Here is a 14,563-nt window from a genome sequence, read left to right on the forward strand (position 1 = left end):
GTCCCGGTCTGCCAGGCGTTGCCGTGCCAAGCCGCGAAGGGGAGCGAATAACAAGCAAGCGCACTTTCTTCGGCCGTGTCCGGTGCGTCGGCTAGTCTTGAGACTCGAAGAAAAAGACAAAGTTTTGAAGCACGTTCAAGGCGATGAACGTTGACCGGAGGGACAGCTCAGCATGGAGCAAGAAAATGTGAGTTTCTCGGTTGCGAAGGATGATTTCGCATCTGCACTGGCATGGGTCGCCCGTGCGCTGCCCACGAAGCCAACCCAGCCGATCCTGCGTGGCGTGATGATCCTCGCGGATGACGATGGCCTGGAGCTGTCGGGCTTCGACCGGGAAGTCTCCACCCGCGTGCGCGTGAATGCCAATGTTGACGAACCAGGCCGCATCCTCGTGGCCGGTAAGTTGGCATCCGACATCGTCGGCGCACTTCCGGGTAAGGAAATCACCATGGAGTACTCCGGCTCCACGGTCCTGGTTCGCAGCAGCAGCTCCCGTTTCGAACTTCCCGCGATGACCATCGAGGATTACCCAGTCCTGCCGGACATGCCGGCCGTGACCGGCACCATCGACCCGAATCTCTTCACCGAGGCCATCAGCCAGGTAGCGATCGCAGCGGGTAAGGACGACACCCTCCCGATGCTCACCGGTATCCGCATGGAGATCGACGGCGAAAATGTGGTTCTCGCAGCAACCGACCGCTTCCGCCTGGCTGTTCGTAGCTTCCAGTGGAACCCGGCGTCCGCCGACGCTAAGGCTGAGCTGCTGATCCCGGCCCGCACGCTGGCGGACACCGCCCGCACCCTGGATCACAGCCTCAACGATCCGATCGAGATCGCCATCGGTTCGGGGGAGGACATCGGTGCGGACGGCCTGCTCGGCATCGTCACCGATGCCCGCCGCACGACCACCCGCCTGCTGGATGCGGACTTCCCGAAGTTCCGCCCGCTGCTGCCGGCCCGCCACAACGCGATGGCCTCCGTGGAGATCGCACCGCTGCTGGACGCGATCCGCCGTGTCTCCCTGGTCGCGGAGCGTAATTCCCAGATCCGGATGCACTTCGAGGAGTCCACGCTGACCCTTTCCGCCGGCGGCTCCGATGTTGGTCAGGCCGAGGAAGTCCTGAACTGCGCCTACCACGGCGAGCCGCTGACCATCGCCTTCAACCCGGCGTACCTCAAGGACGGCCTGAGCGCGATCCACACCGAGCGCGTGGTCTTCGGATTCACCCAGCCCTCCCGCCCCGCGATCCTCATTCCTGCCCCGGCCGAGCTGCCGGAGGCCGAGGAGGACGGCACCTTCCCGGACCCGGAGACCAACTTCAAGTACCTGCTCATGCCGGTGCGCCTGCCGGGCTAAAGCCCGCGCGAACCCTCGGCATAGAGTGGAAACATGTTTGTCCGCAGCCTAGAACTCCACGACTTCCGGTCGTGGCGGGAACTCTCGCTGCAGCTGGACCCGGGTGTCACGGTGTTCTCCGGGCCCAATGGGCACGGCAAGACCAACATCGTCGAGGCCCTGGGCTACCTGGCCCACCTGGGATCCCACCGGGTCAACACCGATTCCGCGCTGGTGCGGGAAGGCCAACAGATCGCCCGGGTCTCTGCCACGGCGGTGAACCACAATCGCGAGCTCACCGCCCACATCGCGATCCGTGGCCACGGATCCAACCGTGCCCACATCAACCGCACGCAGCTGGCCACCACCAGCGAGCTGCTGGGCATCGTCCGCACCACCCTGTTCTCCCCGGAGGACCTCGCCCTGGTGCGCGGCGAACCAGAGCAGCGCCGCAAGTTCCTCGACGAGATCATGGTCGCCCGCTACCCGCGACTCGCGGCGGTGAAGGCGGATTACGATAAGTCCCTGCGCCAGCGCAATGCTCTGCTGCGCAATAACGCCTACGCCCTGCGTATCGCCCCCGAAAACGACGCGGAACGCCTTTCTGCCCTCGCCACCCTGGACGTCTGGGACGCCCAGCTGGCTGCGTTGGGCGGGCAGATCATGTCCGCGCGGGTGCAGATCGCCCATGACCTCGCACCACACGTCGCGCAGACCTACGCCCGGCTCGCCCCGGAGTCCCGGCCCGCGCACATGGCGTACACCTCGACCGTGGACGCGGATCTGGCCCAGATCGGTGTGCTGTTGGGTGAGGCGGAGCTCGAACGCGACCCGGCAGCCGAGCTGGCGTTGCTCTCCCCGGAGGTCGCGGAGGCCACGTTGCTGCAGGCCTACGCCCGGAAGCGCACCCAGGAGGTGGACCGCGGCACCACGCTGATCGGCCCGCACCGCGACGACCTCGTGCTCATGCTGGGCACCCAGCCCGCCAAGGGTTTTGCCTCTCACGGGGAATCCTGGTCCTTCGCCCTGGCGCTGAGGCTCGGCGCGTCCTTCATGCAGCGCGAGGATGGCGTGGAACCGGTGGTCATCTTGGATGACGTTTTCGCGGAGCTGGATTCCTCCCGACGTCAACAGCTCGTCGGGCTGCTCACCGAAGCCGAGCAGGTGCTCATCACCGCGGCCGTGGGTGAAGATATTCCCGCTGAGCTGCGGGATATCGCCACGTTCCATGATGTTCGCGCGGTGCATGTCACCGAGGAGGGCCAGCAGCGGCGGATCTCCGTGATCGACGAGACCATCCCCCGCGATAGCGTCCCGGAGCAGGCCGAGGGGCAGCCCACCAAACAGGCCGAGGAGCACGTAGCCGAGGAGTCAGACCAGGCAGGCGATCCCGGCGAAAACCCGGGGCAGTCGGAGGAACCGGGGTCGGCGGCCTCCACCGGCGGTGAGCAGGCGTGACGGAACACCAGCCACGCGAGCAGCAGTCGCGTGAGAATTCCAACCGCGAGGAGCAGTTCCTCGACCCCGTCGCCCAAGCTCTGGAAGCCATCAAAAAAGCCGGCGGCAAGCCCGCGACCGGCAAGAACGCCGATCTTCCCCGCATGGCTCGCAGGAACGGCTGGAACCGGGGCCGCCGCGGCACGCTCGCGGAACCTGCCACGGACTCCGCCAGCACCAGCGCCGGAGCGCGCACCGGCTCCGGCGTCCAGCGCATCAAAACCCGCATGGACGGCCGCGCCGACCGCAGCTACCGCGACCCCGGCAGCTTCGCCGCCCTGCTCAGCCGCGAAATCCGGCGTCAGGGCTGGGAGGAAAACGTCGGTGTCCGCCGCCTCATGCAGGACTGGGAACACCTCGTCGGCCCCAAGATCGCGGCACACACCCGGCCGGTGAAATTCGACGAGAAAAACAAATTCCTCCACGTCCAGAGCGACTCCACACCCTGGGCGACCCAACTCCGCCTCATCCAGGCAACCATCCTGAAGAAAATCGCCCAGGAGCTGGGGCCGGACGTCGTCGTCGAACTAAAGATCCACAACCCGGACTACGGGCCGCGACAGACCGGCCGCCTCCGCGTCCAGGGGCGGGGCAAACGCGACGATTACGGCTGAGCGCCACGGCGTGACCCGCAGTTCGCCCAGGCTGCCGGAAACTGTATTTTCGCAGGAAAAGCCGGTAGACTGGTGGAGTTAATTAGTGGCACACGAAGGAGTTTTACCCACCGTGGGTGCACCAGAACCGCAGAACACGCCAGCTCCGCACGAGCACAAGCCGGGTGACTACGACGCATCGTCGATCACCATCCTCGAGGGCCTCGAGGCAGTCCGGAAGCGCCCGGGCATGTACATCGGCTCCACGGGAGAGCGTGGCCTCCACCACCTCATCTGGGAGGTCGTGGACAACTCCGTGGACGAGGCGATGGCGGGCTACGCCAAGAAGGTCTCCGTCACGCTGAAGGAGGACGGCTCCGTCGAGGTTTCCGACGACGGCCGTGGCATCCCGGTGGAGATGCACCCTTCCGGCGCCCCGACCGTGCAGGTCGTCATGACGCAGCTGCACGCCGGCGGTAAGTTCGACTCCGATTCCTACGCGGTCTCCGGTGGTCTGCACGGTGTTGGTATTTCCGTGGTCAACGCCCTGTCCACCCGTGTGGAAACCCGCATCGTTCGCGATGGCTTCGAGTGGTACCAGGAGTTCGTCAACGCGGTGCCGCAGGAGCTCGTGCAGGGCAAGAAGAAGCGCGGTTCCGGCACCACCCAGCGGTTCTGGCCGGACCCGGAGATTTTCGAGACCGTGGAGTTCAACTTCGACACGGTCGCCAAGCGCCTGCAGGAAATGGCATTCCTGAATAAGGGCCTGACCATCACCCTCACCGACGAGCGCCCGGAGGCCATCGAGGCCGAGGACCCGGAGGAGCATCTCGAGGACCTCACCGAGCAGGCTGAGGCGCCGAAGTCCGCTGAGGAGCGCCAGGCGGAGGAAGAGGCCAAGAAGAAGAAGGGCCCGCGCACCAAGACGTACCACTACCCGGAGGGTCTGAAGGACTACGTCGCGTTCATCAACCGCAAGAAGCAGCCGATCCACCCGACGATCGTCAGCTTCGACGCCAAGGGCGAGGACCACGAGGTCGAGGTCGCGCTGCAGTGGAACGACGGCTACCAGCAGTCCGTCCATACCTTCGCGAACACGATCAACACCTTCGAGGGCGGTACCCACGAGGAGGGCTTCCGCGCCGCGATGACCTCCCTGATCAACCGTTACGCGCGTGATCAGAAGCTGCTGAAGGAGAAGGACTCCAACCTCACCGGCGACGACGTCCGTGAGGGTCTGGCTGCCGTCATCTCCGTCCGCGTCGGTGACCCGCAGTTCGAGGGCCAGACGAAGACGAAGCTGGGCAACACCGAGATCCGCGGTTTCGTGCAGCGCGCGATCAATGAACACCTTTCCGACTGGCTGGATGCCAACCCGGCTGAGGCTAAGGTCATCGTGCAGAAGGCTGTGGCCTCCGCGCACGCTCGCCAGGCGGCTCGTAAGGCGCGTGACCTGGTGCGCCGCAAGTCTGCCTCCGATATGGGCGGGCTGCCAGGCAAGCTGGCCGACTGCCGTTCCAAGGATCCGATCAAGTCCGAGCTTTACGTGGTGGAGGGTGACTCCGCAGGTGGCTCCGCGAAGTCCGGCCGCGATTCGATGTACCAGGCCATCCTGCCCCTGCGCGGCAAGATCCTGAACGTCGAGAAGGCCCGCATGGACCGCGTTCTGAAGAACGCCGAGGTGCAGGCAATCATCACCGCGCTGGGCACCGGCATTCACGATGAGTTCGACATCAACAAGCTGCGCTATCACAAGATCGTGCTGATGGCCGACGCCGACGTGGACGGCCAGCACATCGCAACGCTGCTGCTCACGCTGCTGTTCCGCCTGATGCGTCCACTCGTCGAGGGTGGCTACGTGTATCTGGCCCAGCCGCCGCTGTACAAGCTGAAGTGGGGCAAGGGCGAGCCGGGCTATGCGTTCTCCGACCGGGAGCGCGATGAGCAGCTGGAGAAGGGCCTGGCAGAGGGCCGCAAGATCGACACGGATGATGGCATCCAGCGCTACAAGGGTCTCGGCGAGATGAACCCGAAGGAGCTGTGGGAGACCACGATGGATCCCACCACCCGCACGCTGCGCCAGGTGTCCCTGGAGGACGCGGAGGCTGCTGACGAGCTGTTCAGCATCCTGATGGGTGACGACGTTGTCGCCCGCCGTAGCTTCATCACCCGCAACGCGCGCGACGTCCGTTTCCTGGACGTCTAGGGTTCGGGTTTAAGGCTGGGGGAGGTCGACGTCGACGTCAGCGTTGGCGCCCGCGTGGGGTGGTCGGTGAGGGGCGGTGCTGGGTGAGGGGGGCCAACGCCGACCGGTGACCCAAGATTAGGCCCCTAATCTTGGGTCCAGTGGGGGTGAATCCAAGATTATTGGGTGAAACTTGGGTCTTAGCGCTATCGAAAGCCCTTTTTAAAGCTCTTTGCTAGGCGAGGGGCGCTTCTAAAGAGCTCGCGGCCTCAGCCCAAAGCATTATCTTGATATAGCCAAATGTGTTCGGGGGCACACATATCATGTGACGGGTGAGTGAAAATAACGTAGTTTCCGTCGAGGATGTGCACCGTCAGTGGGTTCACGTGCAGATGGCGGACGGCAGCACCACGGCCGTGCGCATCTTCACCCCACCGCTAGCCGGCGGCGAAGACCCAGCTAACCCGGCCTCTGCTGTGACTCAGGCCGGCGCCGAGGCTGGTGCCCAGGCCGGTAGCAAGCCCGGCAGCTCCGCCACGAGCGCTGAACCAGCCGAGCCACGCACCGCCGCGGAGAGCGGCCATGATGGGAAGAAACCCCTGGTCATCCTGTGGCCGGGCTTCGGTGTCGGCGCCCGCTATTACGAGCCGATCGCCAAGGAGCTCGCCACCCGCGGCTGGATTGTCGCCATCGGCGAGCTGCACGGCCAGGGCGAATCCACCGCCGCCGCTAGCCGCACCCAGGACTGGGGCTATCACGATCTGGCGAGCTCCGATTTCCCGCGCACCATCCGCGCGGTCAAGCGCCGCTTGGAGCTGGGGGAGAAGTACCCGACCATCATGCTGACCCACTCGATGGGTGGGCAGATGGCTGCAGTGTTCCTGGCGCGCCCGGAGGCTAAGGAGCTCAACGTCCTGGGCTACATGGGGGTTGGTACCGGCACCCCGTATTACCGGGGTTTCACCGGACGCACCCGCATCGAGCTCAGGCTCGGCTCCCTGTTGATGAGCGCGATTGTGCTGGCCCGCGGCTACCAGCCGGAGGGCCTGTTGGATATCGCAAATTACGGGCGGCAGGCGCGCAACCACATCCTGGAATGGACCAAGCTCGCGCAGCGCAATAGCTTTAAAAACCTGCACGGCCAGGACATGGACTATGTCGCGGCGATGGCGGAGACGCAGACGAATATCCTGCTCACCCGCTTCTCCAATGACGATGACTGCCCCCTCGACTCCGCGAAGAACCTCGCCCTGCTCTTCCCGCAGGGCTGCGTTGCGGTGGAGGAGTATCCCGCGGAGGTGGAGCAGCTCGGCCACAATCGCTGGGCGCGCCAGCCGCAGGTCGTGGCCGACCGGTTCGAGCGCTGGGCCGCCACGGTCGAGGCCTAGGCCTTCAGGGAGGCGTTATGTGTGGGGCGCTGCCCTAACTGAGCCCATGAGCCCGGGCCCTTAGGCCTCAAAGTTTGTGGCGGGGCCTTGGGACTCACCGCCCGTTTCGGGGCCTTAGCCCTCCTCCGGTGTGGACACCGCCGGGTTCGCGAGCGTGGCGTTGTGCCCCATCAGCACGGCCGGGCCCTCCAGCACCACGCCTGGTCGCATGTGCTTCTTCAGCTCCTCGGTTGCCGGCAGGCAGGCCGTGAGCGCGAAGCCACGGGCATTCGGCGTGTCCTGCACGACGAAGAACTGCTTGCCAGTGAGCTCATTGGTCGCGCCCCGAATCCCAGCGACGGTGATCCGCACGTGGTTCCACGGGTTAATCGCGTCGGTGTCACCGTCGAAGAAGGCCTGGGCAGCTGGGGAGATCAGCCGCGGCTTCGTGATGACACCGTCCTCGCGCACATGCTCCGGATGGGCCTGCCGCCAGGCTGCCTCGCTGGGGTAGAGGTGCATCTTGCCGCCGCCCAGCGCTGCGGTGAGGCAGAAGTTCACCAGCGGGATCATGCCGTCCTCGTCGGCGTTCGTGGCGACCTTGCCTTCCTTGACGACCTCTGGCCCGGAGACCTTCGAATAGGAGAAGAAATCATCAACGGCACAGGTCACGCGGGCGGCGATCTCCCCTTCGGTGTTGACTACGTCCACGAGCGCGACCGTCGGGGTGATCAGACCCACCCGCGCGGCCGTGGTATCGGGGTGCATGAGGGAGACCGCGACGGTGGAGTTGTTCTCCCCCATGAAACGGATCATTCGCGCACCGGAGGGATCGATGTACGGGGAGATCATCTTGAAGCCGTGCGCATTCGCAAGCCCCTGGTTCTGCTCATCGAAGGACCGGTGGATCATCTGGTCCAGTGGCTCCCCATAGAAGCCGAGGGCTGCGAATTCCGCCTGTGGGGTTGGGAGAATGTTCTGAGCCATGCTGTGTGCCTGCACCTTGCCTTTCGTGTTCTGGCTGGGCTTTTCGAGCCGGCGCTTTCTTCTCCCTCCATTCTGGCAGAGGCAGGGGCGCATTGTTTCACGTGAAACAATCGGGTGGCCGACGGGGCGACGTCCTCGACAAGAATGCCCCTCACGGATGTCGAGTTCGATAGGGACGACGTCCGTCCCGGTTACGGTCGCCCGAGAACCGACCTACCCGATGCGGTAGCGCTGGACGTCGACGAACTCCCGCTTCGCCTCCCCGGAAATTCCGCCCTCGGCGATGATCCGGCGCACAAACTCGGCGCTGAGCTTCGGTGTGCGGGTCTGCGTGGCGTAGTCGTTGTGCACCAGGCCGAAGCGCTGCGCCTCGCCGTCCGCCCACTCCCAGTTATCCACGAAGCACCAGTGGTAATAGCGCTCAAAGGGCAGGTCAGAGGCACTAATCGCGGCCAGGTGGTCGTAGATGAAGCGGCAGCGGAAGTTCTCCAGACTTGTCGGGCTGCCGTTATCGCAGGTGCCGTTCTCCGTGACCCAGATCGGCGCGGGGTAGCGCTCGTGCATCCAGCCGGCGCACTCGATCAGGCCCTCCGGGTAGATCTCCCAACCAAGGTCATTGACCGGCTTGCCGGGCAGCGTGCCGTCTTCGAAGCCCGCGGACGCCGTGCGCGAGTAGTAATTCAGCCCCAGGTAGTCGTAGTACTTGCCGGGAGAAATATCCGAAGGCTGGCGGCCCAGCACGCCCCGGAACTTCCCACCAAGCATCGCGTGGCTGAGCTCGTTCTGGAAGAGGAAGGCACTGGACCGGGAGGCCAGCCGGTGCAGCGGATTACGCTCCTGAGCAGGCACGAAGGCCCGCATGTGGTGCGCGAAGCCCACCCGCGCGCCCGACTGAATCCCGTGGATCAACCGGTATGCGCGGCAGTGCGCGATCGCCATGTTCCGCATCACCTTCAGCGCCAGCCGGTAGGACTTCTTCGCAGGCGGGGCCTCGTGGAAGAGGAAGCCGGAGGTGGCGTACACATTCGGCTCGTTGATGGTCACCCAGTCCGTGACCAGGTCGGATAGCCCCTTGACTACGTGGCCCACGAAGCGCAGCCAGTGCGCGATATTCTCCGGCTTCTCCCATTCGCCGACCCGCTGGAACCACAGCGGGTTATTGAAATGATGCAACGTCACCAGCGGCACCATCCCGCGCTGTCTGACCAGCGCGATTTCCTCCCGGTAGCGGTCCAAAGCGGCGGTGTTCCACTGCCCGGGTGCGGGTTCGATGCGGGACCATTCGATGCCCATCCGGTAGGTTTTCAGCCCCAGGGAGCCCATGAGTTCGGTGTCCTCCCGCCACCGGTTCCAGTGGTCGTTGGCGCGCAGCGGGCTGGTGCCGTCGGCGATGGTTCCGGGGTGTTGGGCCCACTCGTACCAGTTGTTGTTCCGGTCGCCACCCTCGATCTGCAGGGAGGACGTCGCCGTCCCGATCATCAGCTTGCCCAGCGGCAGGAAGGTGGTGGGAGAGGTTGGCATCGTGTTCTCCTTTGGGTTGTGGGGTGGTCTGTTACTCGCGGTCGGGTGGACAGTCTTGCGCTTAGCGGGTGGCTTGGATTTTTAGGACGAGGACGCCTCCGGCCAGGCACATCGCACCTGCCAGGAGATAGAGCCCCGTGTAGCCCCCGAGCAGGCTGAGAGCGATCGCGGCGATGGAGGGGGCGAGCGTGTTCGGCAGCAGGACGGCGAGGTTGATCAGGCCCATGTGGGTCGCGCGCTCCTGCTCGGTGGGGAGCACGGCGTTGACGAGCGCCTGGTCGATGGCCTGGTACACGCCCCAGCTCAGCCCCAGGATCACAGCGCCAACGACGACGATCGTGAAGGAGCTGGTGAAAGCCAGCATCGCGCAGGCGGCGGCCACCCCGGTGGCGGAGAAGAGGATGAAGGGCTTGCGGACGCCGAGCTTGTCGGAGAACCAGCCGGACCACAGGGCGGTGGCGACCACGCAGCCGGCGAACACGGCCGTGAGGATCAGCACGCCGAGCTCGGGATCGTGGAAGCCGATGCGGTCGCGCAGGTAGTAGAGCAGGAAGAATAGCGCGATGGCTTGGGCCAGCATCAGCAGCAGGCGGGTGAGGAACATCCAGTAGAAGTCCGGTGCGTCCTTCGGGTTGGGGACGACGCGCCGGGCGGCCGCGAGGCCTGTCGGTGTCGTTCCCGTGGCACCGGCTTCGGGCTGCTTAGCTGCTGGTTCAGCACCGTGTGCGGGGCTGGCCGCCGGGCTTGTTTCCAGGCCCGATTCCGGGTCCCCGGAGCCTGCGAGCCAGGGGAGTGGTTCCCGATCGCGGGTGAGGAAGGGCACCGCCGTCGCTAGCAGTACGGCGATGACAGCGGCGTAGGCCCAGGGGCGGGGGAGCGCGACGGAGAGTGCGGTGCCCAGCACGATGCCCAGGGTGTACGTCATACCCATCACGCCGGAGACGGTGCCGAACTGCCGATCGGTGACCTGGTCGGGGACGATGGACTGCGTCGGCGTTACCGCGAGGGCGATGGCGAACTGGAAGACCATCCACGCCGCCAGCAACAGGCCGTAACCCAGGCTGCGGGAATCCCCCGGAAGTGTTGCGGTCCATCCCGCGACACCGAGTGCTACCGAGGAGATCGTGATGCCCGCGATGATCCACGGGGTGCGGCGGCCCAGCGAGGAGCGCGTCCGGTCGGAGAAGATCCCCGCGAGCGGGGAGGCGAGCAGGCTGACCAGCCCACCGGCCGTCATCAACAGTGCGAGCTGGCGTTCCTTGTCCTCCGGGAACCACACCAGGATCTGGGCGGAGAGCAGAAGGTTCGTCGGAGCTGCCCAGGCGATGTTCTGGCCGAGGTACATCAGGCCAAAGCGCGAGATCCATCCCCGGGAGACTTCTTGCTTGGGGCTTTGCCCAACAGTCACGGGGAAAATCATAGTTTTCACGGCAAACGTTGTGTGCGCTTTTAAGAATCTCCGCCACCGGTCCGTGGGCTCAAAAACTGTGCGCTGACGTGGTAGAATGGTTGGGTCTATTCCAAGTAGAAAGGTTCACCAACTCCAGTGAGCGACGATACTAACGGTGGAGATAACCTGTTCGACCGCATCGAACCGATCGACTTGCAGAAGGAGATGCAGAACAGCTACATCGATTACGCCATGAGCGTGATCGTGGGCCGTGCCCTCCCGGAGGTTCGGGACGGCATGAAGCCGGTACACCGGCGCATTCTCTACGCCATGTTCGACAACGGCCACCGGCCGGAACGCGGATACGTCAAGTCCGCGAAGCCAGTGGCAGAGACCATGGGTAACTACCACCCCCACGGTGACTACGCGATCTACTACACCCTCGTGCGCATGGCCCAACCCTGGTCCATGCGCTATCCGCTCGTCGACGGGCAGGGCAACTTCGGCTCCCGCGGTAACGACGGTGCTGCAGCAATGCGTTACACCGAGTGCCGCCTCACCCCGCTGGCGATGGAGATGGTCCGCGACATCCGCGAGGACACCGTCATCTTCCAGCCGAACTACGACGGCAAGACCTCCGAGCCGACCGTCCTGCCCTCCCGCGTCCCGAACCTGCTGATGAACGGTTCCGGCGGCATCGCCGTCGGCATGGCGACCAACATCCCGCCACACAACCTCAACGAGCTCGCGGACGCCATCTACTGGCTCCTGGAGAACCCAGAGGCCGAGGAAGCAGAGGCCCTCGAGGCCTGCATGCGCTTCGTGAAGGGCCCGGACTTCCCGACCGCCGGCCTCATCGTCGGCGAGAAGGGCATCGACGACGCCTACCGCACCGGCCGCGGCTCCATCCGCATGCGCGGCAAGGCCGAGATCGAGGAAGAGGGCTCCCGCCAGGTCATCGTCATCACCGAGCTTCCGTACCAGGTCAACCCCGATAACCTGGTCAGCTCCATCGCCGAACAGGTCCGCGACGGCAAGCTCAAGGGCATCTCCAAGATCGACGACGAGTCCTCCGACCGCGTCGGCCTGCGCATCGTCGTCACCCTGAAGCGCGACGCTGTGCCGCGCGTGGTGCTGAACAACCTCTACAAGCACTCGCAGCTGCAGACCAGCTTCGGTGCGAACATGCTGTCCATCGTCGACGGCGTGCCACGCACCCTCCGCCTGGACCAGATGCTCTCGCTGTACGTCAAGCACCAGATCGACGTCATCGTCCGACGCACCCAGTTCCGCCTCCGCAAGGCCGAGGAAGACGCTCACATCCTGCGCGGCCTGGTCAAGGCACTGGACGCATTGGACGAGGTCATCGCCCTGATCCGCAACTCCGCGACCGTGGATATCGCGCGCGAGGGCCTGATGGACCTGCTGACCGTCGACGAGATCCAGGCCAACGCCATCCTCGCGATGCAGCTGCGCCGCCTGGCAGCCCTCGAGCGCCAGAAGATCATCGACCAGCTGGCCGAGCTCGAGCGCATCATCGCCGACCTCGAGGACATCCTCGCCAAGCCGGAGCGCCAGCGCGCCATCGTCCGCGACGAGCTCGCCGAGATCGTCGAGAAGTACGGCGACGAACGCCGCACCCAGATCGTCTCCGCCACCGGCGACGTTTCCGAAGAGGACCTCATCGCCCGCGAGAACGTCGTCGTGACCATCACCTCGACCGGCTACGCGAAGCGCACGAAGGTGGACAGCTACCGCAACCAGCGACGCGGCGGCAAGGGCGTGCGCGGTGCCGAACTGCGGCAGGACGACGTCGTCCGCCACTTCTTCGTCTGCTCCACGCACGACACCGTCCTGTTCTTCACGAACATGGGCCGGATGTACCGCCTGAAGACCTACGAGCTGCCGGAAGCGACCCGCACCGCACGCGGCCAGCACGTCGCCAACCTGCTGGAGTTCCAGCCGGGCGAGCAGATCGCACAGGTCATTCAGATCCAGTCCTTCGAGGACGCCCCGTACCTGGTGCTCGCCACCGCGCAGGGCCGTGTGAAGAAGTCCCGCCTCACGGACTACGCCACCACCCGGTCCTCCGGCCTGATCGCCATCAACCTCAACGAGGGCGACAAGCTGATCGGCGCGCAGCTGTGCTCCGCGGACGACGACCTGCTGCTCGTCTCCGAGGAAGGCCAGGCCATGCGCTTCACCGCCGACGACGAGACGCTGCGCCCGATGGGCCGGGCCACCGCCGGCGTGTACGGCATGCGCTTCCGCGGTGAGGACCAGCTGCTGGCCATGACGGTCGTGCAGGAGGACTCGGCGCTGTTCGTCGCCACCTCCGGTGGTTACGGTAAGCGCACCCCGATGGAGGAGTACCCTGCGAAGGGCCGTGGCGGCCTGGGTGTTGTGGCCTTCAAGTACCAGAAGTCCCGCGGCAAGCTGATCGGCGCGCTGACGGTCACCGAGGATGATGAGATCCTCGCGATGACCAGCGCCGGTGGGGTGATCCGCACCGAGGTCAACCAGATCCGCGAGACCGGCCGCTCCACCATGGGCGTGCGCCTGGTCGACCTGGATAAGGGAGTCGAGCTCGTCGCCGTCGACCGCAACGTCGAGGAAGAGGCGGAAGAAGAGGTCGCCCAGGTCGAGTCGAAGCCGAAGGACGCTAAGAAGTGACCCCCGAGGGCACTGAGAAAGTGACCTCGGAGGCTAGCGACCAGGCGGCTGACGCGGTCGAGAAGGATTCGGCACAGGCCAAGGATGCGGCCGGGGTCGAGAAGACGGCGGCCGAGACTACGGTGACCGGAAAGGCGGCGTCGGAGAAGGCGACGTCCTGGAAGGCGCGGGCTCCGCGCGGACGGGAACTGACGCTGACGTCCATCGACGTGCGCTCCGCCGGCCGGCTCGGCCTGGCGGCGGGCTGCGTCACCTTCGTGGTGTGGGTTCTGGCCTGGATGCTCCTGTGGCTCGTGCTGGCGGTGGCCGGCGTGTGGGGCCGCATGAACACCCTGCTTGCCGACATCGCGGGCTTCGGCGGGATCTCCGGCTGGGGCGTGCTGGGCGCGGTGGTGCTCGTGGGCATCCTGGAGTTCTTCGTCGTCTGGGGCACCGTGTCGCTGGCTGCGCTGGTGTACAACGCGGCGGCGGACGTCCTCGGTGGGCTGAAGCTGCGCGTCGCGGACCCAGAGGACGCGGCGGCCGTCCCGGACAACGCGGCTGCGCCGGAAACCTCGGAGGCGTCGGACGAGGCCTAGCTCAAGGCTGCGCGCTCCGAGGTAAGAAAACTTCATAAAACAGGGGCTGACCTGGCGATTTGGTTAATAGTGCATCGCATGGATACACTAGTCCCTGTTCGAAGGGCCTATAGCTCAGGCGGTTAGAGCGCATCGCTGATAACGATGAGGTCGGTGGTTCGAGTCCACCTAGGCCCACCATTCGAACACACTTCGAATGAAGTTCGGGGCATTAGCTCAATTGGTAGAGCATCTGCTTTGCAAGCAGAAGGTCAGGAGTTCGATTCTCCTATGCTCCACAGCACGAACCCCAGGTCGGAAGGCCTGGGGTTCCTTTGCGTCTGGGGGAATGATGGAGGGGTGAGGGTGGCGACGGGTTAGGGTTAAGTAGCAAAAAGTGTGTCTGCCCGGCGTGTCGCCGGGTGGGCCCTTTTTATCTCATGGGCCCTTTCCGGAT

General features: G+C 65.2%; 10 protein-coding genes and 2 tRNA genes. 9 read left to right on the forward strand and 3 right to left on the reverse strand.

The window, feature by feature from the left end; genetic code table 11:
* Positions 1 to 172: 172 nt before the first annotated feature.
* From dnaN to QP413_RS08290, 5 genes are all read left to right on the forward strand, one after another.
* A complete protein-coding gene (dnaN, locus tag QP413_RS08270) occupies positions 173 to 1,357 on the forward strand; it encodes a DNA polymerase III subunit beta (RefSeq protein ID WP_284781417.1) in 1,185 nt (394 codons plus the stop codon).
* A gap of 33 nt (positions 1,358 to 1,390) precedes the next feature.
* Entirely contained in the window at positions 1,391 to 2,794 is a 1,404-nt protein-coding gene (gene recF / locus QP413_RS08275) for a DNA replication/repair protein RecF (protein ID WP_284781418.1), read from the forward strand.
* The gene (locus tag QP413_RS08280; RefSeq protein WP_284781419.1) at positions 2,791 to 3,447 is read left to right on the forward strand and encodes a DUF721 domain-containing protein; all 657 of its coding nucleotides are present in this window, start codon (positions 2,791 to 2,793) and stop codon (positions 3,445 to 3,447) included. Before recF ends, QP413_RS08280 begins: the two co-directional genes overlap by 4 nt.
* Before the next feature lie 112 nt (positions 3,448 to 3,559).
* Positions 3,560 to 5,632 carry a DNA topoisomerase (ATP-hydrolyzing) subunit B gene (gene gyrB / locus QP413_RS08285; protein ID WP_284781420.1) on the forward strand — a complete coding sequence of 691 codons (2,073 nt, stop codon included), beginning with the start codon at positions 3,560 to 3,562 and terminating at the stop codon, positions 5,630 to 5,632.
* Positions 5,633 to 5,943: 311 nt separating this feature from the next.
* Positions 5,944 to 6,999 (forward strand): alpha/beta fold hydrolase, encoded by a 1,056-nt coding sequence (locus QP413_RS08290; RefSeq protein WP_284781421.1) that lies wholly within the window; start codon positions 5,944 to 5,946, stop codon positions 6,997 to 6,999.
* Between the two features lie 114 nt (positions 7,000 to 7,113).
* Here QP413_RS08290 and QP413_RS08295 read toward each other — a convergent pair whose 3' ends face one another.
* From QP413_RS08295 to QP413_RS08305, 3 genes are all read right to left on the reverse strand, one after another.
* Positions 7,114 to 7,965 carry a hypothetical protein gene (locus QP413_RS08295; protein WP_284781422.1) on the reverse strand — a complete coding sequence of 284 codons (852 nt, stop codon included), beginning with the start codon at positions 7,963 to 7,965 and terminating at the stop codon, positions 7,114 to 7,116.
* 213 nt (positions 7,966 to 8,178) lie between these two features.
* Positions 8,179 to 9,486, reverse strand: coding sequence for a family 1 glycosylhydrolase (locus QP413_RS08300; RefSeq protein WP_284781423.1), 1,308 nt, complete (start codon positions 9,484 to 9,486; stop codon positions 8,179 to 8,181).
* 61 nt (positions 9,487 to 9,547) lie between these two features.
* A complete protein-coding gene (locus QP413_RS08305) occupies positions 9,548 to 10,894 on the reverse strand; it encodes an MFS transporter (protein WP_284781424.1) in 1,347 nt (448 codons plus the stop codon).
* A gap of 138 nt (positions 10,895 to 11,032) precedes the next feature.
* On the opposite strand from QP413_RS08305, the gene gyrA reads away from it, so the two are divergent.
* The 4 genes from gyrA (at position 11,033) to QP413_RS08325 (ending at position 14,405) form a co-directional block, all read left to right on the forward strand.
* Positions 11,033 to 13,549, forward strand: coding sequence for a DNA gyrase subunit A (gyrA, locus tag QP413_RS08310; RefSeq protein ID WP_284781425.1), 2,517 nt, complete (start codon positions 11,033 to 11,035; stop codon positions 13,547 to 13,549).
* Positions 13,546 to 14,127, forward strand: coding sequence for a DUF3566 domain-containing protein (locus QP413_RS08315; RefSeq protein WP_284781426.1), 582 nt, complete (start codon positions 13,546 to 13,548; stop codon positions 14,125 to 14,127). The genes gyrA and QP413_RS08315 overlap by 4 nt, the downstream gene beginning before the upstream one ends.
* Positions 14,128 to 14,230: 103 nt before the next feature.
* Positions 14,231 to 14,307, forward strand: a tRNA-Ile gene (locus QP413_RS08320).
* 25 nt (positions 14,308 to 14,332) lie between these two features.
* Positions 14,333 to 14,405: transfer RNA gene (locus tag QP413_RS08325), tRNA-Ala, on the forward strand.
* Positions 14,406 to 14,563 lie beyond the last annotated feature (158 nt).

Origin of the sequence: Corynebacterium sp. UMB4614 (assembly GCF_030217065.1) — a bacterium.
GTDB lineage: Bacteria > Actinomycetota > Actinomycetes > Mycobacteriales > Mycobacteriaceae > Corynebacterium.

Bases quoted from the DNA above. Each gene is read 5' to 3' on its own strand.
- dnaN (WP_284781417.1), top strand. From the start codon at position 173: ATGGAGCAAGAAAATGTGAGTTTCTCGGTTGCGAAGGATGATTTCGCA.
- recF (WP_284781418.1), top strand. From the start codon at position 1,391: ATGTTTGTCCGCAGCCTAGAACTCCACGACTTCCGGTCGTGGCGGGAA.
- QP413_RS08295 (WP_284781422.1), bottom strand. From the start codon at position 7,965: ATGGCTCAGAACATTCTCCCAACCCCACAGGCGGAATTCGCAGCCCTC.
- QP413_RS08300 (WP_284781423.1), bottom strand. From the start codon at position 9,486: ATGCCAACCTCTCCCACCACCTTCCTGCCGCTGGGCAAGCTGATGATC.